This is a genomic window from Undibacterium sp. WLX3042, from assembly GCF_049544825.1.
Lineage (GTDB): Bacteria > Pseudomonadota > Gammaproteobacteria > Burkholderiales > Burkholderiaceae_D > Undibacterium.
This window is the reverse complement of record NZ_CP186698.1, coordinates 392,285-415,625: the sequence shown is the minus strand read 5'-3', so window position 1 is coordinate 415,625 and position 23,341 is coordinate 392,285. Positions and strand designations below refer to the sequence as shown.

Below are 23,341 nucleotides of genomic sequence, written 5' to 3'. Positions count from 1 at the left end.
GATGGCAAAAAAGTTTCCTGCTCAACCCAAGAACCCTGAGCGCATTTGCTGGGGGTGTGATGAGTATTGCCCTGCTGATGCTATGCGCTGTGGTAACGGCGCAGATCGTACCGCACATCCGGCCGAATTATTTGGCGATGACTGGCAAGACTGGCAACCTGGTGCGGTAATACAGATCGTTCCGGTGGGCGGGGCCGACAAGACTGACGCCACTGACAGCACTGGCGCTGCAGAGGCAGGCGGAGCAACCGATGTCAGCAAGAGTAATGATCATTGATGAATAGCAGGAGTCAGCTTCCTGTTTCTACATTCCGCCCCAGGCAGCATTCAGCGCGGCGATGGCGGCGAGACCGGCCGTTTCTGTACGCAGGATTCGAGGGCCCATTGACAGGGCGATCACGCCCTGGCGGCTTGCAAAGTCTTCTTCCTCTTCGGTGAGTCCTCCCTCAGGGCCTATCAGCAAGCTCACTGCCTGTGGTGCGTGATGTCTGCTCCAATCGGCCAGCGATTGCTCTGCTCGCGGCGACAGCATAATGCGTTGATGTATATCCTGTTGCCCCAGCCATTTACTCAGATCCAGCGGCGCAGACAGATGGGCGAGGCGGTTGCGGCCGGATTGTTCGGCGGCGGCAACGATAATGCCTTGCCAGTGGCTGAGTTTCTTTTCTGCCCGTTCTGCGGATAAACGTACAACACAGCGCTGTGACGCGAGTGGCTGGATCGCAGAGACGCCCAGTTCCATCGCTTTCTCTATGATCCAGTCCATCTTGCTGCCTTCCGGCAAGGCTTGCGCCAGCGTCAGACTGTAAGGGAGTTCAACTTCTTCCTGTAAGAACACTTTTATTTCAGCTGTTGCGCGTTTTTTTGCAATTTCTGCGATGCTGGCAACATAGCTACCGCCTTCACCATTGAACAGTTGTATCGTGTCGCCCATTTGCAGGCGCAGCACAAATAAGTGATGTGCGACCGTTTCCGGTAAATCGATAACAGCACCAATGATGAGAGGGACGGGGCAGAAAAAACGTGGCATAAGTCGGTGCTAGAGCAATACAGGGTGAATGAAGACTTAAATCGAGAGTTACTCAAGAGTTATATGAAGAAATCAGCGGCGATTATAAAACAGTGGCGCGTTGACTCCGTCATAAGAAAATAATCCTGCGCAGAGGGGAGTTATCCATGCTGCTACCAGTCATGCAAAAGTCATAATTGTATTGTGTGGCGCTGTGCTCTGGTAAAATATCGGGCTTTGCAGAGCCATGAATGTCATTTTTTTAAAGACGCTCGCTAACATGCTCACTGACCAGTTTCCTCATCTAGACCTTCTATCGCCATGATTTCATCTCTCCAGCCAGCAATAATCACAAAGATGGCAAGCGCAATTCGTGCCTTGTCTATGGATGCAGTACAAAAAGCTAATTCCGGTCATCCGGGCGCACCGATGGGCATGGCAGATATTGCTGTGGCACTGTGGAAGGGGCACTACCGTCATAATCCATCGAATCCGCAATGGATTAACCGCGACCGTTTTGTGCTCTCGAATGGACATGGTTCGATGTTGCATTACTCCTTGCTGCATCTGACAGGCTATGACCTGTCTATGGATGAAATTAAAAATTTCCGTCAGCTGCATTCGAAAACAGCAGGACACCCGGAGGTGCATGTCACGCCAGGCGTGGAAACGACGACCGGTCCGCTGGGGCAGGGTATCACCAATGCGGTTGGCATGGCGCTGGCTGAAAAATTACTGGCAGCCGAATTCAATCAGGATGGTTTGCCCATGATTGATCACTACACCTATGTGTTCATGGGCGATGGTTGCCTGATGGAAGGTATCTCTCACGAAGCCTGCTCGCTGGCCGGTACGCTGCAACTGAATAAACTGATTGCTTTCTGGGATGACAATGGCATTTCAATTGATGGCCACGTCGAAGGCTGGTTCACTGACGACACGCCTAAGCGTTTTGAAGCCTATGGCTGGAACGTCATTCGCGCAGTCGATGGTCACGACGCCAAAGCCGTGGATGCCGCGATTTCCGCCGCAAAAACATCGGCCAAACCAACGCTGATCTGCTGCAAAACCGTGATCGGTAAAGGCTCGCCTAACATGGAAGGCACACACAATGTGCACGGTGCAGCGTTGGGCGATAAAGAAATTGCTGCCGTACGCGCTCATATCGGCTGGGAATATGCACCGTTTGAGATTCCTGCAGATGTGTATGCCGCATGGGATGCGAAAGCCGACGGCGCCAAAGCGGAAGCCGAATGGAATGCCGCATTTGCTGCTTACAGCGCAAAATTCCCGCAAAAAGCGGCTGAACTGACGCGCCGTATGAAAGGTGATTTGCCAGCGAATTTCGATGAAGTGGTTGCGAATGCGATCGCTGCCTGCGTTGAGAAAAAAGAAAACATCGCGACGCGTAAAGCGAGTCAGAATGCGATTCAGGCTCTTGCCCCATCGTTGCCAGAATTTCTTGGCGGTTCCGCTGACTTGACCGGTTCTAACCTGACGAACTGGAAAGAATGTGTTGCCGTTCGTGGTAATCAGGCGGGTAATCATATCAATTACGGTGTGCGCGAATTCGGCATGAGCGCGATCATGAATGGTATCGCTTTGCATGGCGGCTATATTCCTTTCGGCGCGACTTTCCTGACGTTCTCAGATTACAGCCGCAATGCGATCCGCATGGCTGCGCTGATGAAAATCCGCACGCTGTTTGTGTTCACGCATGATTCTATCGGCCTAGGTGAAGATGGCCCTACTCATCAATCAGTTGAGCACGTTTCCAGTATGCGTCTGATCCCGAATCTGGATAACTGGCGTCCATGTGACACGGTGGAATCTGCTGCAGCCTGGGCACATGCTGTGAAACGTAATGATGGCCCATCGACCCTGATTTTCTCGCGCCAGAATTTGCCATATCAGGAGCGTACAGCGCAGCAAATCGCTGACATTCAGCGTGGTGGCTATGTTCTGCAAGATGCCGCAGATGCAAAAGCGGTACTGATTGCGACTGGTTCTGAAATCGAGCTGGCGGTGAAATCCGCAGCCGCATTGGCTGAGCAGGGTATTGCAGTACGCGTGGTGTCCATGCCATCGACGGATGTATTCGATCGTCAGGATGCTGCGTACAAAACTGCAGTATTGGGTAAAGGTTTGCCACGTATTGCGATTGAAGCTGGCGTAACGGACTTCTGGTACAAATATGTTGGTCTGGAAGGCGCGGTGGTCGGTATTGACACGTTTGGCGAATCCGCTCCGGCAGGTGTCTTGTTTAAGTATTTTGGCTTTACAGTTGAAAATGTGGTCGCCAAGGTTAAGGCGACTCTGGCTTAAGCACAATGACAGATTTAGTTGACAGCACTGTGAGCCTTATCAAAGAAGTCAGTCTGCGTCGTGCTACAGTCGCCGACGCAGAAGCGATCGCCGCTGTGCGTGTGGAAAGCTGGCAAACCACGTATCGCGGGATGATTCCGGATACATATCTGGATCAGATGCGCATTGAGGATAGTTTCCTGCATTGGAAGCAGATACTGGAAGCCTTGCCGGCTGCAGGTGACCGCGTGTGCGTGTACGTCGCAGAAAGCGAAGGGCACATTATCGGCTTTGCTTCTGGCATGCTGCTTCCGGAACCAAAGCTGGGTATGCGCGCTGAACTGACCGCAATTTATCTGCGTCCTGCGTGGCAGCGTTCTGGCATTGGTCGTCGTTTGCTGCAAAAGGTTGCGCGTACATTACAGGCACAGGGCGCTGATAATTTGCTGGTCTGGGTGATTTCAGGTAACGCAATTGCCCGTAATTTTTACGAAGATCTGGGTGCTGTTTTAATGCATGAACAAGCGTTTACCTGGGATGGCGCCGATTTGAAAGAAGTCGGCTATGGCTGGCGTGATCTGTCTGTGCTGATGGCATCGGTGAACGCGATGCCGACATCGGGTGCGTTGCACTGAGATTTTTGCAAAACAGTTTGTTTTTTATTGTTCTTTTATTGTTGTTCAGTCCTTTGGAGATAAAACCATGACGATTCGCGTCGCAATCAACGGCTATGGCCGTATCGGCCGCAACATCCTTCGCGCACACTATGAAGGTGGCAAATTCAAAAATGAAATTCAGATCGTCGCCATCAACGATCTGGGCAATGCAGAATCGAATGCCCACCTGACACGTTATGACACAGCCCACGGCAAGTTCCCTGGCACCGTCGTAGTTGAAGGTGACTCCATGATCGTCAATGGCGACAAGATCAAAGTATTTGCTGAGCGTAACCCAGCGAATATTCCTTGGGGCGAATTGAATGTGGACGTCGTACTGGAATGCACAGGCTTCTTCACAACCAAAGAAAAAGCATCTGCCCACTTGGCTGGCGGCGCGAAAAAAGTCATCATTTCTGCTCCAGGCGGTAAAGATGTAGATGCGACTGTTGTTTATGGCGTGAACCACGGCGTATTGAAAGCAACTGACACTGTGATCTCTAACGCATCCTGCACAACGAACTGCCTCGCACCATTGGCAAAGCCATTGAACGATGCGATCGGTATTGAAAGCGGTTTGATGACAACGATCCACGCTTACACGAATGACCAAGTCCTGACAGACGTGATGCACGAAGACCTGCGCCGTGCACGTTCTGCAACCATGAGCATGATCCCAACGAAAACTGGTGCGGCAGCAGCAGTTGGTTTGGTCTTGCCAGAGTTGAACGGAAAATTAGATGGCTACGCAATGCGCGTACCGACTATCAATGTTTCCGTCGTTGATCTGACTTTCATTGCTAAGCGTGATACGACAGTGGAAGAAATCAACAAAGTATTGAAAGAAGCATCCGAAGGCGCGTTGAAAGGTATTCTGGATTACAACAAAGCACCGTTGGTTTCTGTTGACTTTAACCACAACCCAGCATCTTCGACCTATGACGAAACACTGACTAAAGTTAATGGCGGTCGTCTGGTCAAAGTCTCCAGCTGGTACGACAACGAATGGGGTTTCTCCAACCGTATGCTCGACACGACTGTGGCACTGATGAGCGCAAAATAATTCTGCGTTTTGGTCTCAAAAAATACCCCGAACTTTCGGGGTATTTTTTTGTCCAATGAATTCAGAATACTTGAATTTGTCAAAGTTCAATGCAAGATGACAGTAGCAGTCTTGTGTAACTAATGCCTGCTCTGTAGAAATGCGACACATCACAGTCATCATTACATAACAGGAGCCGTATGATGAAATTGAAGAAACTGTTTTCGCAGAACAAAGGCTTTATCGTTTTTATGTTTGGTATGGCGCTGGTACGCGGTGCGCTTGCCGATTATTACCTTGTGCCGTCAAGCTCCATGTATCCTACCCTGCTTGAGGGCGACAGAGTGATTTGTGACCGTATCGCCTACGATATCAAGCTGCCATTGACGGATGTGATCCTTAAGCACGTGTCAGATCCACAGCGTGGCGATATCGTTACTTTTTCTTCGCCGGAAGATGGTACGCGGTTGGTGAAGCGCCTGATTGCCGTACCGGGGGACGTGGTGGAAATGCGCGATGAACGCTTACTGATTAATGGCCAGACTGCCAATTACGAAGCGGCGCAGGTCGCTACTCCAGACCAACTGACACCGCAACGCGAATATAAAGGTCTGCAACAAGTCTATAAAGAGCAGCTCGGCAGCCTCAATCATCACATCATCGTGATGCCGGAACGTGCATCCATGCGTAATTTTGGTCCGGTACGGGTTCCGCAAGGCGAATATCTGATGCTTGGCGATAACCGTGACAACAGCAAAGATTCACGTTACATCGGCTTTGTAAAACGTGAACTGATTACCGGCCAGGTGAAGCGTTTAATGTTTTCTCTGAATGGTGACGATTATTATCTGCCACGTTTTGAACGTTTCGGCGCAAAACTATAGTAAGGCCGGTCTCATCCGGTGAAGCCGGGCGAGCCTGCCTCATTGCTGTTGCTGAGTAGATTTTTCTTAGAATGTAGATTTTTGTGAAATCAGTCAAAAGAACGACAGATTTATTGCGCTGCACAGCGACTAAGGCTGGACTACAGACAACAACTCATTAATCATTGGAGCGCTGACGCAATATAACAAACATGCATAGTCAGTTGACACTGTGCTAAATGAGGAGATAAAACATGAAATTAGTAAGTAAGCTGTTTTTGTTGGCAGTAATGGGATTTTTTATGACGACTGCCATGGCAAAAGACGAGCGTGGTTCTACCGCGCAGGCGCAGGCATTGGTCAAAAAAGGAATTGCTCATATTAAGAAGGTCGGAAAAGAAAAAGCATTCGCCGATTTTAACGATGTTTCGAACAAGGATTTTCATGACCGTGATCTATATTTGTTCGTCTATGATATGAACGGCGTCAACCTGTCGCATGGTGCGAACCCCAAGATGATAGGTAAAAATTTAATGGACTTGAAAGTTGAAGGCAAGCCGATTATCAAGGAAATGATTGCGACGCTTAAAACGAAGAATGAGGGCTGGATTGATTACCAATGGCCCAATCCTGTGACCAAGGGCTTGGAAACGAAATCCAGTTATTTTGAAAAAATTGACGATTATTTCGTTGGCTGTGGTGCTTATAAATAAAACGCTACCGTGAGCTGAATTGGCTCATCGCAATAAAAAACAGCGCTGATCCAGCGCTGTTTTTTTATATATTCCGGCAATGGCTCAGCGTGGTCCTTTATATCCCAGAGCCGCAGAAATCTGGTGCGCGGTTTCCATTAAATTGTTCTTCCAGTCTTCCTGCAAACGATCTGCCGGTGCCGAGATGGAAAGGCCGGCGATCATTTTTCCGCTGTCGTCGTGAATACCGGCAGCCATGCAGCGCACGCCGAGTTCCAGTTCTTCATTATCTTTGGCATAACCAGTCTGACGGACTTCAGCCAGTTCTTTTTCCAGTTTGGCGAGATCCGTGATCGAATTTTTATTGTGACCGGATAAACCGGTACGCGTCGCATAAGCCCTGATCGCCTTGGGCTCGTCCAGTGATAAAAATAATTTTCCTGTCGATGTCAGATGTAAGGGTGCGCGACCACCGATTGCACGGACTACTTGCATGCCTGAGCGCTCGGAAAACGCACGATCAATGTAGACGATATCGTCTCCCTGACGCACTGACAGATTGATCGTCTGGTTAGTCTGCCGGTGTAGTGCGCGCATAAATTCCAGCGCGGTTTCCCGTACGTTCAGATGACTCTTGACGATATTACCAAGTTCAAGCAGGCGCATCCCTAACTGGTAATAGCCGGTATCGGCGCGATCAACAAAGCGTGTTTTGACCAGATCATTCAAAATTCTGTGAGCAGTAGAAGGATGCAGGCCGGTTTCTGATGCCAGTTCTTTCAGACTGACCGGATCTTGATAATGCGCAAGCGCATCAAGCAGCGAAACCATGCGTTCTATGACTTGTATGGAAGTTTTTTCTGAGGCAGGAGCGTCGTTTTTCATAATCTTGGTGGTGCAGTGCAATAATCAAGTTATACCACAATGTGAAAAAATCGTCATTGACCCAGCAACGAAAAAAGAGGCTGAAACGGAAATTTAATAAAAAACGATGCAAATTCGCTGCAAACGATATTGGTTTTATATTGAAAAAATAACTTTTGCAGAGAAAACCGGATTGCATATTGATTGCAAGTGATTACCCGTAAAACGATACCGTCATCATTTTGAAATGGTGTGCGGATGTTTGTCATGTAAAATCCGGCGGCGAGGCGAGAGTCGATCAATGGCTCCGCTGTTTTTTTCTCACAAGGAATGACGATGTCCGAGCAGGAACAACCCATCAGCGAATTCAAAAGTAAGAGTGGTTTGCGGCGTATTTTTTCGGCTTTTTTTTATTCGATTGATGGCTTTCGTTCAGCGTGGATCAACGAACATGCCTTCCGCCAGGAACTAGTGCTGGTGATAGTCGGTGTTATTGTTGCCCTGAGTTTGCCTGTATCCGCAATTGAGAAGCTGATGATGATTTCGGTGTTATTACTGATTCTGGTCGTTGAGCTGCTGAATTCTGCCATTGAAGCGGTGGTGGACAGAGTTTCCCTCGAACGTCACACCCTGTCTAAAAATGCCAAGGACTTCGGCAGTGCCGCTGTACTACTGACTTTTTTTATTGCAATCGGTACCTGGGCTGTTATTTTAGTCAATCGCTTTTACCCATAAGAAAAACATGTTACCTACCATTTTAACGACGAACGACGCCACGCTTGCCAGCGCGCTCAACGATGCGATCAATCACAAAACCAAGCCGCTGGGAAGTCTGGGGCGCCTAGAGCAACTGGCCTTACAAATCGGCCTGATACAGCAAACCACTAACCCGGTGCTGCGTGACCCGGCCATTATTGTGTTTGCAGCCGATCACGGTGTTGTTGCAGAGGGAATCTCCGCTTTTCCGCAAGATGTCACCTGGCAGATGGTTGAAAATTTTCTCAGCGGCGGCGCGGCAATTAATGTGTTTGCCAGACAAAATAATATTGCGCTGCAGATTGTCGATACGGGCGTGAATCATGAATTTGGTCAGAAAAACGGTTTGATTCAACGTAAAGTCGCCCCCGGTACACGTAATTTTGCACAGCAGCCAGCGATGACACCGGAGCAATGTCAAATGGCCATACAGAACGGGCGTGAACTGGTTGCTGCTTTACCCGGTAACGTGCTTGGCTTTGGCGAAATGGGTATCGGCAACACGACGGCCGCTGCGGCGTTGATGCATATATTGACATCGCTGCCAGTCGCCGATTGTGTCGGAGCCGGTACCGGATTATCTGCTGATGGCATACGACATAAGCAAAAGGTTATTGAGGCAGCCGTTGCCTTACATTCCGGTGTAAGCGAGCCTCTTGACGTGTTGGCTTGTTTTGGCGGTTTTGAAATTGCGACGATGGCCGGAGCCATGCTGGAAGCGGCTGCACGTCGTAAGGTCTTGCTGATCGATGGGTTTATTGTCAGCAGCGCCTTGCTTGTCGCTGCACGACTGCAACCGGATATTCTCGATTACTGTGTGTTTTCCCATCAATCTGATGAAAGTGGTCATGCTCGCTTACTGCAAGTGCTTAAGGTAAATCCTGTGCTGAAACTCGATCTGCGTCTGGGGGAGGGTACGGGGGCAGCACTGGTCTATCCTATGGTGCAGGCAGCGGTGAATTTCCTGAATCAGATGGCGACATTTGGTTCAGCGCAAGTCAGTGAAAAGAGTGCTGGCTGATGGTGCTGTTAGGGCAGCATGCGCTGCATCAGCTGCGCTTGTTTTTTATTGCGCTGCAGTTCTTTACGCGCATTCCTATTCCGGGCTGGGTGGGCTTTGATCCTGCCTGGCTGCACCATGCTTCACGTTATTTCCCTGCGGTCGGTTGGGTAGTCGGTGCGGTTGCGGCCAGTACCTATGCGATTGCATCGTTATGGTGGCCAGCCGCTGTCGCAATCCTGATGTCTATGGTGGCAAGTATTTTGTTGACTGGCGCATTTCACGAAGACGGGTTTGCCGACGTCTGCGATGGGTTTGGCGGCGGGATGACACCGGCACGGGTACTGGAGATCATGAAAGACTCGCGTGTCGGTGCGTACGGTGCGATTGGCATGTGCCTGATGTTATTGAGTAAATTTATCGTACTGGTGAGCTTGCCGACCGTGTTGGTCATACCCGCTTTACTGCTTGCTCACCCATTGTCGCGTTTGTTCTCCTGCAGTCTGATCTGGCTGCTCAGTTACGCGAAACAGGAAGGAAAAGCCAAGCCACTGGCGCAGAAGATGACCTCAAATGAATTCGGTATCGCTTGCCTGACGGTGTTGCTACCCGCTGGAGCTATTTTGTTCTGGCAGCCTTTGATGACAGACCGTTTGTTGCCCGCAATGGTTTTAATGTTGCTGGCCAGTTTCTGGCTGGCCCGCGTATTTTTCAAAAAAATCGGCGGATATACCGGTGATTGCCTGGGGGCAGTGCAGCAGCTATCTGAGCTCGCTTTTTATCTTGGTGTACTGGCACGCGTTGTCAGTACCAGTCCTTAAGCTGATTTGTCCGGAGACGATGCTGCTGCATTTGATACGTCACACCCGGCCGCTGATTGCTCCCGGTATTTGCTATGGTCAGTCGGATCTTGCAGTTGATTTGTCCGATTGCACGTCGCTCGCTACCCGCCTGAGTCAACGCTGGCCATCGCATGTCCCTGTGTATTCCAGTCCTTTACAGCGTTGTACAAAGCTAGCCGAATTGTTGCATCCGGCACCACGTACCGATGCCCGTATCGTGGAGCTGGGTTTTGGTCATTGGGAAATGCAGGCTTGGGATTTGATTTCACGCGCAGAAATTGATGCCTGGGCTGCTGATGTTGTTCATTATCGTCCCGGGCAACAAGAAAATCTTGTGCAGATGACTCACAGAGTGATTGCATTTCTGGTGGAGTTACATGCGACAGCGGAACCGGAAGCGGTGATTGTCTGCCATGCTGGCGTCATTAAAATCATCTCTGCATGGGAGCACGGCCTTGAAAGTGTCAGCATCGCGCAACGGGCGGCACAGAGCAGAGACGAATTTTCTTATGGTTGTTGCATGGATGTTAATATTGTCATGTAGGATATGAACGTTGGTTTTCCAGTCGGAGTCCGGAAAACCTGTTGCGCGTTATCCGGTGACATTATTCTTATGATAGAACTCAGACGAGCCCCGCGTATCAATGTGAGCTGGCGTTGCGGCATCAGGATGCCGGATGGCCATTTGTTGTTGTGCCGGGCAGTGAATATTTCCGGTGAGGGTGTGTTACTTCAGTGTCAGGAAAGTCTGCAGCTGACACGAAGCTATCCGATGATGATAGAAATTCCCGGTATCACCAACAGCAACGATATTTTCCGCGTCGCGTGTAAAGGAGCAGTCCGGCATATCATTCTGACCGGTGGCCATTATCATGCCGGCATGCATCTGACAAATATGTCTGATTTGCATAATGAGCTCGTCAATGCCTGGATTTCCAGAGCAAATAAGTTCGCTTCCTTGTAAGCGCATCTTGCATTCGCAGTAATGTTGTTTTCATCCCCATCCTTGCCCGACTTGTCATCTGCCGATAGAATGGCGGGGTTTTGGTGCTCGTGGACATGTTCATGTCTGCAGTTAAACGGGAAACACGATGTAATTCCGGAGTTGTCCGTCAATCTGTGTGCGTAAGTCGCACGGCATAAGTCAGATTGCGGAATTTCACGATGAAAAGCAAGAGTGTGCTGCCCCCGCAACGGTGTACAAGTTGCTGTATTTCTTTCTGTTGATTATCGCGACCTTGTTACGATAAATACGAGAGATACGGCCAGCCATTTTCCAATACCACTGTGCGTTGATGCATGGGAAGGTCAGATGGTGATACTTGTCAGCCCGGATACCGGCCAGAATAAGTGAAGTGATACAGCTGCGACTTTCAGCAACGGCATGAACCGTGCGGAAAGCTCAGACGTTCACTTTGTTGAATACAGCCTACGGGGAAGTTGGCTGTATGCCTCCTTATTTCTAAATCATGAACTCTGTATTCAAACCTCTTGCCATGGGTTTTGCCGTGGCCGCCGCATTTCCAGCATCGTCTGCGCTTGCTCAATCAATTTCTGTTGCCACCGCATCGAGCGTGATTATCACTGCTGCTCGTCAGCCACAGGCCGCAATTGATGTTCTCGCCGACAATGTCGTGATCACTGCCGAGCAAATTCAACAATCAGGCGCTGCATCCGTCGTCGATCTGCTGCAACAACAACGCGGTATAGAAATCAGTCGCAATGGCGGTCCAGGTAATAATTCTTCCGTATTTATGCGTGGTGGTAACAACACGCAAAATCTGGTGTTGATTGACGGTGTCCGTGTTGGTTCTTCCACAACAGGCGGTGCCAGCTGGTCGACGATTCCATTGAGTCAGATTGACCATATTGAAATCGTTTATGGCCCTTTGTCCAGCCTGTATGGTGCTGATGCCATGAGTGGCGTGATTCACATTTTTACAAAGAAAACGCCGGGTGCGTTGAATGCAACTGCTTCGGTTGGCGCCGGCAGTTACGGTACGCGTAAATTGCAGGCCGGAGTTTCCGGATCCGTCAGCAGTAATCTGAGTCTGGCGCTGAATGTGGCGCATGACGAAGATGATGGTTTTTCCGCAACCAAACCGGGCGCCGGTATCTATTCCTACAACCCCGACAAAGACGGCTACAAACTCGACAGTGTCAGTCTGCGCGCAGATTACGAAGTCAGCAAAGACCTCGGGTTCGGTGCCAAGTTTTTACAAAGTCGCTTACACGCTCAGTTTGATTCCGGTCTTGGATATGATGATTACAATGTACAGAATTTAGAAACGATCTCTGTTTTTGGTAAGGGGCGGATCAATGATATCTGGACTGCATCTCTGACTGTTGCGCAGTCAGCAGACAGAGGTTTTACCGATGCCTCTTACGGTAAGAGTCAGATCGACACAGTGCAGAATCTGACCACGTTCCAGAACGATATCCGTGTTGGTAAAGACGTGCTGCAATTGCTGGCAGAGCGCCGCGAAGAAACCGTGTATGCAACGACCCCGGCACTCAATGGTGAGCGTAAAACGGATTCTCTTGCTGCATCTTATATCCTGAAACATGAGGCACATCTGGCGAGTGCGAGCGTTCGCTATGATCGCAGCTCAGTCTATGGTTCCCACACTACAGGCAGTATCGCTTATGGATATAAACTGAATGATGTGTGGCGTGTAAACGTCAGCTATGGCAGCAGTTTCCGCGCACCGACGTTTAATGAGTTGTATTACCCGGGGTATGGCGTTGCATCAAACAAGCCCGAGCAGGCAAAAAATGCCGAAGCAGGTATTTATTATGAACTTGGCGATACGCAGCTGAGTGCCGTTTTTTATCAGAACAAGGCGACTGATTTGCTCGTCAGCACGAATACCTGCCCTGTGGACGTCAAAGGTCATCCTTACGGTTGTGCGTACAACGTGAACAAAGCCACGATGTCCGGACTGACCGTCGGCGCAAACACCCGCATCGGTGACTGGAGTCTGCGTGGCTCTGTCGATATTCAGGACCCGAAAGACGATACCACCGGCTTGCGGCTTGCCCGTCGCTCCAAAAAACATGGTTCGCTGGCGGCAGAATACACCATAGCGAAAGCCAAAATCGGCGCAGAAACCGTGTTTTCCGGTGACCGTTTCGACGATGTCGCAAACAAAAAGACGCTGGCGGGATACGGCCTGCTGAATATTTACGGCACGTATGAAGTTGCAAAAAATTTGTCGCTGATTGGTCGCTGGAATAATGCGCTGAACAAAGACTACGAGCTGGCGAAAAATTACGCAACTGCAGGATCGAGTGTCTTTGTCGGATTGAATTACGGCTTTTAATAATCAAAGCAAAAATTGAATCATGCATTAAAGCGGTTTTCAACATGAAGAAGAATCTGTGTCCGAATGCGGGCACAGATTTTATTTATAGAACTTACGCAAAACCGCCCCAGCGGTGTTATGGCGCCTAGTCGTACTATTCGTACTGTCTTCGTCGCTATGCCTTGCTGGGACAATTTTGCGTCAGTCCTAATTTAAATTAATCGGGCTGTACATGCGCAACAAGTTTCGTTTTTTCAGTTCGCAACCGATGCAGGACGGCTTAATGCCTGCAAGCCGGGCGAAGCAACATGCCGGTCTGATATTTGGTTTTCTGCTGTTTTTCACCTTCGCCAGTATTGTATTTGCTGGCCTCACTGGTTCTGTCGCGCTGAGTTTTTCCGATCTCGCCGATGCGGCGATGGAGCTGATGCACGGCCCCGCCAATTCGCTGGCTGCAAGTTTGCTCGAATTGCGGCTTTCGCGTGCATTCACAGGATTCATCACCGGTGCCACGCTTGCCTTGTCCGGCGTCATGATGCAGGCATTATTGCGCAATCCCCTCGCGGACCCTTATGTACTAGGCATTTCCGGTGGCGCATCGGTCGGTGCTCTTGCGACCATTTTATTGTACGGGGCGTTCTGGATGGTTGATCTGGCGGCGTTCGGCGGGGCGCTGGCAGTTGCTTTACTCTTGTTTGGTCTTGCTTATCGCGATTTACGCGGCAGTGGCAGCAGCGATGGCAGCGCGCCCGTGTTATTGCTGACCGGTGTGATTGTCGCATCCGGTTGCGGTGCATTGATTACCTTGATGTTGTCGGTGGCACCCGATAGCCGTTTGCGCGGCATGGTGTTCTGGATGATAGGCGATTTGTCCGGGGCGCAGTCGCGCTTTTTACCGTGGATAGTCGGCGCTGGAGTATTTGTATTTGCGATGCGCAATGCGCGTGCGATTAATATTGCAGCGATGCATGCGGATGTCGCCAGTACGCTGGGCGTGAATATCGGACGTTTGCGCCAGCTCTTATTTTTATGTTCTGCCTTACTGACCGCCAGCGCGGTCAGCACTGCCGGCAGCATAGGCTTTGTTGGCCTGATTATGCCGCATGCGTGTCGCTTCGCTCTGGGGCCGGACCACCGTTTATTGATCCCTGCTGCAACGCTGGCGGGCGGCAGTTTTCTGGTTTTAGCCGACACGATTGCGCGTACCGTGGTGGCACCACAGCAGTTGCCGGTGGGAGTGATTACCGCTGTCATTGGCGTGCCGGTGTTTTTGTTGCAGTTGCATCAGTTACGCCGGCGCTAACGAGAATGGGACGATAACGATGAAAACCCATCATCTGAATTTAACGGCAGGCAAACGTCTGCTGGTACAGGACTTGAATTGGCAAGTGAAGGCAGGCGAATGCTGGTGCATTATTGGCCGCAACGGTGCCGGTAAAAGTACTTTGTTACGCACACTGGCGGGCTTGCGCCCGGTGGAATCCGGAGACATTTTTTTAGATGGCAAATCGCTGTCGGCCTGGCCGCTGGCAGAGCTTGCGCGTGAACGGGCTTTTTTATCGCAATCCCGCGTTGATGCGTTCGGTTATTCAGCGATCGAAACGGTATTGAGCGCACGCCATCCTTACCATGATGCCCATTACTGGGAATCCAGTAATGACATGCAGATTGCTTTAGATACGATGCGCGAACTGGACGTTGACGATCTGGCGCAACGCGATGTCCGTAGCTTGTCAGGAGGCGAGCGTCAGCGTGTCGCGATCGCCGCTTTGCTGGCGCAGGATGCGCAACTGATGCTGCTGGATGAACCTGCAAACGCACTCGATCTTGCGCATCAGGTGAGTGTCATGCAATTGATGTCGCGCTGTTGCCGCGAAAAAAATAAGTCCGTCGTCATGGTCAGTCATGATCTGAATCTGGCCCAACGCATTGCCAGTCATGCTTTGCTGTTGATGGGCGATGGCCAGTGGCTGGCTGGCAGTGCGGCCGACATGCTGACTGCCGAACAACTCGGCGCTTGTCTCGGTTATCCGATTGAACGTTTCGAGCATCATGGTCAGATACTTTTTATTCCGAAAAATTAAATAAATATGAGCGAGACTCCCACTACCCCGATTGCATCAGCCATCGAAAGCGACAATATCAACACCCGCCATCAGCGCCGCATGGAACGCAAGAAGGCGCTGATGGATGAAAAAATTCAGCAAGCCCAGCGTACGACAGGTGTATTGCTGATTCATACCGGCAATGGCAAGGGTAAGAGTTCCAGCGCATTTGGGATGGTGATGCGCGCATTAGGGCATGGCATGAAAGTCGGCGTGGTGCAATTCATTAAAGGCGCGATGTCAACCGGAGAAGAAATTTTTCTGCGTCGTTTTCCTGATGAAGTCGAGTTCTATGCGATGGGGGAGGGGTATACCTGGGAGACGCAGAATCGTGATCGTGATATTGAAAAAGCGACGGTCGCATGGGCGCAGGCGAAGAAATTTCTGAGTGATCCCAGCATCGGCCTGGTGGTGTTTGATGAACTCAATATTGCGTTGAAATATCATTATCTGGATCTTGATACGGTGATTGCCGATCTGGATGCTCGTCCTGAAATGCAGCACGTGGTCGTTACCGGTCGCGGTGCATTACCGGAACTGATAGCGATTGCGGATACCGTGACCGAGATGAATGTCGTGAAACATGCGTTTAAAGATGGCATCGTCGCGCAAGCAGGAGTTGAATGGTGATAGCTCAGGCAAAAGTGGTGTTGGTATCGGCGATTGCGTCCGGACAAGGAAAGACAACAACAACGGCAGCGCTTGCCCGCAAATTGCGTGGGCAGGGCAAGATCGTCAGAGTTTTTAAAACCGGGCCGGATTTTATCGACCCGATGATTCTGGAGCGTGCCAGTGGCGCCCCGGTTTATTCACTTGATTTGTGGATGGTGGGCCAATCAGCATCGCAGGCTAAGCTGGCGCAGGCAGCGCTGGAAGCGGATGTGATTCTGATTGAAGGCGTGATGGGTTTGTATGATGGACGTCCCTCTTCCGCCGATCTGGCGCGTGCTTTCGGCGTGCCGGTACTTGCGGTGCTGGACGTTGCTGCGATGGCGCAGACTGTGGGGGCGCAGGCGCTGGGCTTGCGCGACTTCGGCCCGGTTCATCTGGCAGGCGTGATCGCTAACCGGGTCGCCTCTGCCGGACATGGAAAAATGGTGGCCGCGGCGATGCGTGATATTCCTTTGCTCGGATGTCTGCAGCGTCAGGCTGAAGTGCTGCCTGAGCGACATCTGGGGCTGGTACTGCCGGATGAAGTCGGACAAATCGATGCCATACTCGATACCATGGCAGAACAGCTGGAGCTCGATATGCAGGCATGGGATGCCTTGCCTGAGACACAGTTTGATCAGACTAATCCTGTTGCGATTCCTCGCTTGTTGGCAGACAAAAAAATTGCGGTTGCCCGTGATGCCGCATTTGCATTTATCTATGCCGCCAATCTGGATACGCTGCGTATGCTGGGCGCTGAATTGCTGTTTTTTTCTCCGCTTGCCGATCAGCGTGTTCCTGTGCAAGCCGACGCCTTGTATCTGCCCGGTGGTTATCCTGAATTACACGCGGCTACCCTCAGCGCTGCGCAGTGCTGGACAGCATCGGTCAGGGCCGCACATGCTGCCGGTATGCCGATACTGGCCGAGTGCGGCGGCATGATGGCGCTGACCGACGGATTGGTCGATCAGGACGGGCAGCATTGGACGATGGCGGGTTTACTGAGTGGCGAAGTGCATATGCAGAAAAAGCTGGCAGCGCTCGGTGCGCAGGCATGGCATTTTTCTGACGGCGATTTACGTGGACACACTTTTCATTATTCGCGCTTCGAAACGTCGCTGCATCCAGTCGCGCACACCATCAAAAATGCGCATTACTCCGATAGCGATCAGGGCGAAGCGATTTATCAGTGTGGGCAGCTGCATGCCTCGTATTTCCACGCTTATTTTGCTTCAAACCCGATCGCCGCCGCGCGCTTGTTTTTAAGGGATTGAGATGAGTCTCAGTTTGATTTTTGGCGGGGCCCGTTCAGGTAAAAGTGCGTATGCAGAGCAACTGGCGTGTCGTCTATCTGCGAATGGCGGCAAGCAGGTCATTTACCTCGCAACCGCAACGGCAGCCGACAGTGAGATGCAACAACGGATAGCGCATCACCAAAGCCGCCGTCCGGCGGATTGGCTCACCCTTGAGCAGACAACAGCACTGGGTACGGCGATACGGATATACAGCCAGCCCGGAACCGTCTTGCTGATTGATTGCCTGACTGTCTGGCTGTCGAATTTACTATTTTCGGACAATACCGAATTTCCTGAGGTCGGTCAGATTACACCGCCAGCATTATTCGCGGAACAAAGGAGCGACATGCTTAACGCACTGGAGCAGGCAGCGGGCGACGTTATTCTGGTGTCGAATGAGGTCGGTATGGGCATTGTTCCGATGGGGGCGATTTCACGCTGGTTTGTTGATGAGGCCGGGCGTTTGAATCAGGCCGTGGCCGCCAGCTGTGACAATGTCGCCTGGGTCGCGGCGGGCTTGCCTTTGTTTTTGAAGGGGGCTGCATGCTGATGATGACCGGTTTGACGACCGCTTTGTGTTTGCTGTTCGGTGTCGCGCTGGATATGGCATTCGGCGAAGTCAGAAAATGGCATCCATTGGTGGGCTTCGGGCATCTGGCAAACCGGGTGGAACAAAGCCTGAACCGCGCATCGGCAAACCGCTGGACTGGGGCCGTTGCCTGGTTGCTGGTCGTGCTGCCGTTCGTGTTGTTGACCCTGCTGACGTTGTTGCTCGCCCATCATTACACGACCTGGCTGGCTCCTGTTTTGCACGGCATTTTGCTGTATTTTTGCCTCGGCCTGCGCAGCTTACGCGACCACAATTTACCGATACAACAAGCGCTGCAGGATGGTGATATCGCGAGCGCGCAAAGGCTGACATCGTATATCGTTAGTCGCGATACCGATGATGCGGATGAAGAATATCTGGCCAAAGCCAGCGTTGAATCGGTCCTGGAAAACGGTTGTGATGCGGTATTCGGTACCTTGTTCTGGTTTATGCTGCTGGGTGGCGCAGGTGCCGTTTTATATCGTCTGGCAAATACCCTGGACGCCATGTGGGGTTATCGTACCAGCCGGTTTTTACGTTTTGGCTGCGTCGCGGCACGTATTGACGATGGCTTGAACTGGCTGCCCGCACGCCTGACTGCGTTGACTTATTCCATCCTTGGCAACACGCGCCTGGCCTTGCAATGCTGGCAGCAGCAGGCACCACGCTGGCCCAGCCCGAATGCGGGTCCTGTCATGGCAGCGGGAGCCGGTGCGCTGCATCTGACCTTGGGCGGTAATGCCCGCTACGATGGTGAGAATGAAAACCGTCCACTGTTAGGTAAAGGCAAACTGGCGGCAGCGTCGGATATTCAGCGTGCATGGCAACTGGTTTTCGGTGGCACTCTGCTGTGGCTCGGCATCATCGTCCTGGCAGCGTTGTTTTTAAGCGGGATTTTATATGCTTAAACATGGCGGTAATTTACGTGATGCAGCAAAAATGTTTTCTCGTCCGCTCGATGACTGGCTGGATTTATCGACCGGCATTAATCCGCATTTTTATCCGGCGCCTGTGCTTGCGCCAAACGCCTGGCACAGATTGCCTGAGTATTCCGATGACTTAATCAACGCAGCGCAAAACTTTTACGGTGCACCGCGCATGTTAGCGGTGGCTGGCAGCCAGGCCGCAATTCAGGCCTTCCCGCGTTTGCGTTCGCTGTCGCGGGTGGTGGTGTCTGCTCCGTCTTACGCCGAACACGCCTATCAGTGGCGACAGGCCGGACATAACGTCAGCGAAACCCGTTATCAGGATTTGCACGACGCAGTGGCAAATGCCGATGTGGTCGTCTTGTGTAATCCGAATAATCCTACTGGTGAGGTGATCGCCCCGGCGCAACTTCTGCAATGGGCTGAACAACTGGCGCAGCGCGGTGGTTGGCTGATTGTGGACGAGGCGTTTGCCGACACCCTGCCGGACATCAGTGTCGCAGCACACACCCAGCGTGAGGGTTTGATTGTCTTGCGGTCCGTCGGCAAGTTTTTTGGTCTGGCTGGTATCCGGCTTGGTTTCGTCGCAGCCTGCAATTCCTTGCTGGAACGTCTGGCGAATTACCTGGGCCCGTGGACTATCAGTGGCCCGGCGCAACAAATTGCGCTTGCAGCTTTATCTGATACGGGTTGGCAGCAAGATCAAAGGCTGCTTTTACAGTATGAAGGTGAGCGTCTGCGCTGCCTGTTGATGCAACAGAACTGGCAATGTTCCGGCACGGATTTATTTCAGTGGATCAGTGACCAGCACTTACAACAGCAAAGCGAGGCACTGTTTCATTTCATGGCTGAACGCGGTATCTGGCTACGCTGGTTTGAGGCGGGCGTACTCAGGCCGCATGGCGTGCGTTTTGGCTTGCCTGCAAATGAAGCCGGGTGGCAGCGTTTGCAACTGGCTTGCGCTGAATGGACGAGCCGGAGATGACCGTCCATGTCAGTCACAAGAATAAGACAAAAAAGAGAGCAAAAAAGAGGGTAAGAATATGAACATATTTTTCTGTCGTTTTTTCATATCGGGTATCGTTACCCTGCTGTTGGCCACATCGGCGCAGGCGGCAATCAGTGTGACGGATGACCTTGGTCATACTGTCAGTTTAGCCAAGCCGGCACAGCGGGTGATTAGTCTGTCACCGCATGTCACTGAATTGATTTTTGCTGCTGGCGCCGGTGACAAAATTATCGGCACAGTCAAATACAGCGATTATCCTGCGGCTGCAAAGGACATTCCACGCATCGGCGATAATCGCCAGTTTGATCTGGAACGCATTATGGCGATGAAGCCGGATTTGCTGGTGATCTGGATGCACGGTGCTTTTGAGCGCCAGTTAGAAGTGTTAAAACAATCGGGTGTCCCATTTTTTTTCAGCGATCCGCAAAAGCTGGAACAGATTCCTGACACCATCCTCAAACTCGGGAGTTTGCTTGGTACCGAAAAAGCAGCGCAACTTTCGGCGAACGATTTCCGCCAGCAGTTGCATCAGCTACGTGCGCAGTATCAGGGAAAGGCGAAAGTGCGTACTTTTTATCAGGTATGGCACAAGCCTTTGTACACGCTCAACGATAAGCATAATGTCAGCAATGCGATACGTGTCTGCGGTGGTGAAAATATTTTTGGCAAACTGAATGTGACCGCACCTGTCGTCAGTATTGAAGCTGTGTTGCAGGAAAACCCGGAAGTGCTGATCAGTGCGGAAAGCCGCAATCAGGCTTCAAATGGTATCGATCAATGGAAAAACATGACGTCGTTACTAGCGGCAAAAAACAATAATCTGGTACTGATTGATGGCGATCTGGTGAACCGGTCCGGCCCACGGATTATTGATGGCGCTAAAGCGATATGTGAAGCGCTGGAGCAAGCGCGGCAAAAACGCGAAAAATCTGGGACTTCAGCACAAGGTAAAACATGAATACCAACCCATTGTTTGAGCGTATCGCTTGTTTATCTACCGAAGCCGTCGAGGTGCTGTATGCGCTGGGTGCAGAAGATTGCATTGCTGGCATTTCCGGTTACACCACAAGACCCGCGCGTGCCCGCGACGAAAAGCCCAAGGTCAGTGGTTTTTCTTCTGCACAGATTGAGCGAATACTGGCAGTGAAGCCCGATCTGGTGATTGCCTATTCCAATATGCAATCCGAGATTGTGCGCGAATTGATCAGCGCTGGTATTGAAGTCCATGCGTTCAATCAGCATCATGTTGCAGGTATTCTGCACATGATTAAAGTGTTAGCTGCACTGGTTGGAAAACAGGAACAGGGCGCGCTGTTGATCGCAGAACTACAGGCGCAAATCGATGTTATCCGCCATCAGGCAGCAAAGTGGACGCGCAGACCGAAGGTTTATTTTGAAGAATGGAATGAGCCGCTGATGTCTGGTATCGGCTGGGTTTCTGAGTTGATACAGATCGCAGGTGGTGATGATGTGTTTGCCGATCTCGCCGGTTTTCACAGCGCTAAACAGCGCATCATCGCAGATCCTGCTGAAGTCATCCGGCGTGCGCCGGATATCATTATCGGCTCATGGTGCGGTAAGAAATTTCGTCCTGACAGCCTGGTCGCACGCGAAGGCTGGGATACGATCCCGGCTGTCCGTCATGGGCGGGTATTGGAGATCAAATCGGCCGACATACTCTCGCCGGGGCCGTCGGCAATCCAGCATGGACTTCTGCAATTGCATGTACTGATTGCGGAGTGGCAGGCCTCGCAAACATTGTCTGTAACAGGTTCGCCACTTATCCCGGCAGTCGAGACTTAACGTCGTGGAAATGAACAGAGCGGTTCTTTCATCTTCTTATTTTCCTTTGTGTCTGCCTTAACTTTTTGAGAAAGCATAGTCGCATGCAGATTTCTACTTTAATGGTACAGGGCACGACCTCGGATGCGGGAAAAAGTACAGTGGTTGCTGCGCTTTGTCGTTTGTTACGGCGAGACGGTGTGCGTGTTGCGCCGATGAAGCCGCAGAACATGGCACTGAACAGCGCGGTGACGGTCGATGGCGGCGAGATCGGTCGTGCTCAGGCCTTGCAGGCCATCGCTGCCGGTGTGCCTGCGCATACCGATATGAATCCTGTGTTGTTGAAGCCATCCTCTGATACCGGAGCGCAAGTCATCATTCATGGCAAGGTTCGGGCAGACATGGATGCACGTGACTACCATCAGTACAAAACGATCGCGATGGGGGCTGTGCTGGAGTCGTATCAGCGACTGCAAAATCAATATGATGCAATTATCGTTGAGGGTGCTGGCAGCCCGGCGGAGGTGAATCTGCGTGATCGTGATATTGCCAACATGGGATTTGCTGAGGCGGTCGATTGCCCGGTGATACTGGTGGCAGATATTGATCGCGGCGGTGTCTTTGCCCATTTCATCGGGACGCTGGCATGCTTATCTGAATCCGAGCAACAGCGCATTGTTGGCTTTGTTATTAATCGTTTTCGGGGTGATATCCGCTTGCTGGAACCGGGGCTGACATGGCTCGAACAGAAAACCGGTAAACCTGTGCTCGCAGTGTTACCGTATCTGCATGGCTTACAGCTGGACGCCGAAGATGCGATACAACCGGCACAACAAAGCAGCGGAAAATTCCGCATCATCGTTCCTGCAATACCACGTATTTCTAATCACACGGATTTTGATGCTTTGCGCGCGCATCCCGATGTGGATTTACAGTTTATCGGCCCTGATCATGCGATTCCACCTGCTGATCTGATTATTTTGCCCGGCAGTAAAAATACCCGTGCCGATCTGGCGTTTCTGCAGCAGCAGGGATGGCAGCAAGCGCTGGAAAAACATCTGCGCTACGGCGGCAAAGTGATAGGCATTTGCGGTGGCTATCAGATGTTGGGACAGATCGTCAGTGACCCGCATGGTGTCGAAGGTATCGCGGGTGATTCGGATGGTCTTGGCTTGCTGGATATTACAACCGAGTTGACGCAGGAAAAACGGCTGCAGCAGGTCAGTGGTCGCTGTGCTTTCGGGTTTGCCGCAGACGGCGCACCGGCGGCAGTGCAGGGCTATGAAATTCACATGGGGTTGACATACGCCAGCAATGAAACCTTGCCCGCGTTTCACCTGGATGGCGAGGACGAGGGCGCTCGCTCGCCGGATGATCTGATACTCGGCACCTATCTGCACGGATTATTTGACCACCCGGAAGCGTGCAGCGCCTTGCTGGCATGGGCGGGTCTGCAAAGTGACGCGGTCGTTGATTTGTCTGCATTACGCGAACAGAGCATTGAGCGCGTGGCAGACGCCTGCATACCGCTACTCGGCGCTTTGCGCGCCTTATAGCCGGAAGGAGTGACGACCACAGCTGGTGAAAGTGATTGTGAGTTTGTTGTCTTCATGCGCATAATGAGCATCTTACCTGTCGGTATTTATGCCGA

The 23,341-nt window shown here is 51.4% G+C and carries 24 protein-coding genes and 1 riboswitch; of the genes, 22 read left to right on the top strand and 2 right to left on the bottom strand.

Annotated features, from left to right (window positions below):
* Window position 1 precedes the first annotated feature (1 nt).
* Window positions 2-277, top strand: coding sequence for a DUF3079 domain-containing protein (locus ACPAOP_RS01940; protein WP_423679277.1), 276 nt, complete (start codon window positions 2-4; stop codon window positions 275-277).
* A gap of 27 nt (window positions 278-304) precedes the next feature.
* On the opposite strand, the gene ACPAOP_RS01935 is transcribed toward ACPAOP_RS01940, so the two are convergent.
* Complete coding sequence (locus tag ACPAOP_RS01935) at window positions 305-1,030, bottom strand: 16S rRNA (uracil(1498)-N(3))-methyltransferase (RefSeq protein ID WP_423709104.1); 726 nt, start codon at window positions 1,028-1,030, stop codon at window positions 305-307.
* Between the two features lie 300 nt (window positions 1,031-1,330).
* Between ACPAOP_RS01935 and tkt the strand changes: the two genes are divergently transcribed.
* The 5 genes from tkt (at window position 1,331) to ACPAOP_RS01910 (ending at window position 6,587) form a co-directional block, all read left to right on the top strand.
* Window positions 1,331-3,334, top strand: coding sequence for a transketolase (gene tkt / locus ACPAOP_RS01930; RefSeq protein ID WP_423709103.1), 2,004 nt, complete (start codon window positions 1,331-1,333; stop codon window positions 3,332-3,334).
* A gap of 5 nt (window positions 3,335-3,339) precedes the next feature.
* Complete coding sequence (locus ACPAOP_RS01925) at window positions 3,340-3,948, top strand: GNAT family N-acetyltransferase (protein ID WP_423709101.1); 609 nt, start codon at window positions 3,340-3,342, stop codon at window positions 3,946-3,948.
* Window positions 3,949-4,015: 67 nt separating this feature from the next.
* On the top strand, window positions 4,016-5,032 hold the full coding sequence (gene gap, locus ACPAOP_RS01920; RefSeq protein WP_176804895.1) for a type I glyceraldehyde-3-phosphate dehydrogenase: 1,017 nt from the start codon (window positions 4,016-4,018) through the stop codon (window positions 5,030-5,032).
* Window positions 5,033-5,214: 182 nt separating this feature from the next.
* Window positions 5,215-5,895, top strand: a complete 681-nt coding sequence (gene lepB / locus ACPAOP_RS01915; RefSeq protein WP_423709100.1) for a signal peptidase I — start codon at window positions 5,215-5,217, stop codon at window positions 5,893-5,895.
* 233 nt (window positions 5,896-6,128) lie between these two features.
* Window positions 6,129-6,587 (top strand): cache domain-containing protein, encoded by a 459-nt coding sequence (locus tag ACPAOP_RS01910; RefSeq protein WP_423679282.1) that lies wholly within the window; start codon window positions 6,129-6,131, stop codon window positions 6,585-6,587.
* Between the two features lie 84 nt (window positions 6,588-6,671).
* Here ACPAOP_RS01910 and ACPAOP_RS01905 read toward each other — a convergent pair whose 3' ends face one another.
* Entirely contained in the window at window positions 6,672-7,451 is a 780-nt protein-coding gene (locus ACPAOP_RS01905; RefSeq protein WP_423679283.1) for an IclR family transcriptional regulator, read from the bottom strand.
* A gap of 315 nt (window positions 7,452-7,766) precedes the next feature.
* Here ACPAOP_RS01905 and ACPAOP_RS01900 point away from each other — a divergent pair, with 315 nt between their 5' ends.
* From ACPAOP_RS01900 to ACPAOP_RS01825, 16 genes are all read left to right on the top strand, one after another.
* Complete coding sequence (locus tag ACPAOP_RS01900; protein WP_423679284.1) at window positions 7,767-8,165, top strand: diacylglycerol kinase; 399 nt, start codon at window positions 7,767-7,769, stop codon at window positions 8,163-8,165.
* A gap of 7 nt (window positions 8,166-8,172) precedes the next feature.
* Window positions 8,173-9,207 (top strand): nicotinate-nucleotide--dimethylbenzimidazole phosphoribosyltransferase, encoded by a 1,035-nt coding sequence (gene cobT / locus ACPAOP_RS01895; protein WP_423709099.1) that lies wholly within the window; start codon window positions 8,173-8,175, stop codon window positions 9,205-9,207.
* Window positions 9,207-10,007, top strand: a complete 801-nt coding sequence (locus tag ACPAOP_RS01890; protein WP_423709097.1) for an adenosylcobinamide-GDP ribazoletransferase — start codon at window positions 9,207-9,209, stop codon at window positions 10,005-10,007. Before cobT ends, ACPAOP_RS01890 begins: the two co-directional genes overlap by 1 nt.
* Before the next feature lie 19 nt (window positions 10,008-10,026).
* Complete coding sequence (locus ACPAOP_RS01885; RefSeq protein WP_423709096.1) at window positions 10,027-10,572, top strand: histidine phosphatase family protein; 546 nt, start codon at window positions 10,027-10,029, stop codon at window positions 10,570-10,572.
* A 69-nt stretch (window positions 10,573-10,641) separates the two neighbouring features.
* Window positions 10,642-10,992, top strand: a complete 351-nt coding sequence (locus ACPAOP_RS01880) for a PilZ domain-containing protein (RefSeq protein ID WP_423679288.1) — start codon at window positions 10,642-10,644, stop codon at window positions 10,990-10,992.
* Between the two features lie 64 nt (window positions 10,993-11,056).
* Window positions 11,057-11,388, top strand: a riboswitch (cobalamin riboswitch).
* 109 nt (window positions 11,389-11,497) lie between these two features.
* A complete protein-coding gene (locus ACPAOP_RS01875) occupies window positions 11,498-13,351 on the top strand; it encodes a TonB-dependent receptor domain-containing protein (RefSeq protein WP_423709095.1) in 1,854 nt (617 codons plus the stop codon).
* A gap of 265 nt (window positions 13,352-13,616) precedes the next feature.
* Window positions 13,617-14,636, top strand: a complete 1,020-nt coding sequence (locus tag ACPAOP_RS01870; RefSeq protein ID WP_423709966.1) for a FecCD family ABC transporter permease — start codon at window positions 13,617-13,619, stop codon at window positions 14,634-14,636.
* Between the two features lie 19 nt (window positions 14,637-14,655).
* Window positions 14,656-15,417, top strand: a complete 762-nt coding sequence (locus tag ACPAOP_RS01865) for an ABC transporter ATP-binding protein (RefSeq protein ID WP_423709094.1) — start codon at window positions 14,656-14,658, stop codon at window positions 15,415-15,417.
* 6 nt (window positions 15,418-15,423) lie between these two features.
* Window positions 15,424-16,068 carry a cob(I)yrinic acid a,c-diamide adenosyltransferase gene (gene cobO, locus ACPAOP_RS01860; protein WP_423679291.1) on the top strand — a complete coding sequence of 215 codons (645 nt, stop codon included), beginning with the start codon at window positions 15,424-15,426 and terminating at the stop codon, window positions 16,066-16,068.
* Window positions 16,062-17,363, top strand: coding sequence for a cobyrinate a,c-diamide synthase (locus ACPAOP_RS01855; protein ID WP_423709092.1), 1,302 nt, complete (start codon window positions 16,062-16,064; stop codon window positions 17,361-17,363). Before cobO ends, ACPAOP_RS01855 begins: the two co-directional genes overlap by 7 nt.
* A gap of 1 nt (window position 17,364) precedes the next feature.
* Window positions 17,365-17,934 (top strand): bifunctional adenosylcobinamide kinase/adenosylcobinamide-phosphate guanylyltransferase, encoded by a 570-nt coding sequence (gene cobU, locus ACPAOP_RS01850; RefSeq protein ID WP_423679293.1) that lies wholly within the window; start codon window positions 17,365-17,367, stop codon window positions 17,932-17,934.
* On the top strand, window positions 17,934-18,881 hold the full coding sequence (gene cbiB, locus ACPAOP_RS01845; RefSeq protein WP_423709965.1) for an adenosylcobinamide-phosphate synthase CbiB: 948 nt from the start codon (window positions 17,934-17,936) through the stop codon (window positions 18,879-18,881). Before cobU ends, cbiB begins: the two co-directional genes overlap by 1 nt.
* Entirely contained in the window at window positions 18,874-19,884 is a 1,011-nt protein-coding gene (gene cobD / locus ACPAOP_RS01840; RefSeq protein ID WP_423709091.1) for a threonine-phosphate decarboxylase CobD, read from the top strand. Before cbiB ends, cobD begins: the two co-directional genes overlap by 8 nt.
* A 58-nt stretch (window positions 19,885-19,942) precedes the next feature.
* Window positions 19,943-20,866, top strand: a complete 924-nt coding sequence (locus ACPAOP_RS01835) for a cobalamin-binding protein (protein ID WP_423709090.1) — start codon at window positions 19,943-19,945, stop codon at window positions 20,864-20,866.
* On the top strand, window positions 20,863-21,711 hold the full coding sequence (locus ACPAOP_RS01830) for an ABC transporter substrate-binding protein (protein ID WP_423709089.1): 849 nt from the start codon (window positions 20,863-20,865) through the stop codon (window positions 21,709-21,711). Before ACPAOP_RS01835 ends, ACPAOP_RS01830 begins: the two co-directional genes overlap by 4 nt.
* 83 nt (window positions 21,712-21,794) lie before the next feature.
* Window positions 21,795-23,246 (top strand): cobyric acid synthase, encoded by a 1,452-nt coding sequence (locus ACPAOP_RS01825; RefSeq protein WP_423709088.1) that lies wholly within the window; start codon window positions 21,795-21,797, stop codon window positions 23,244-23,246.
* The last annotated feature ends 95 nt before the right edge of the window (window positions 23,247-23,341 follow it).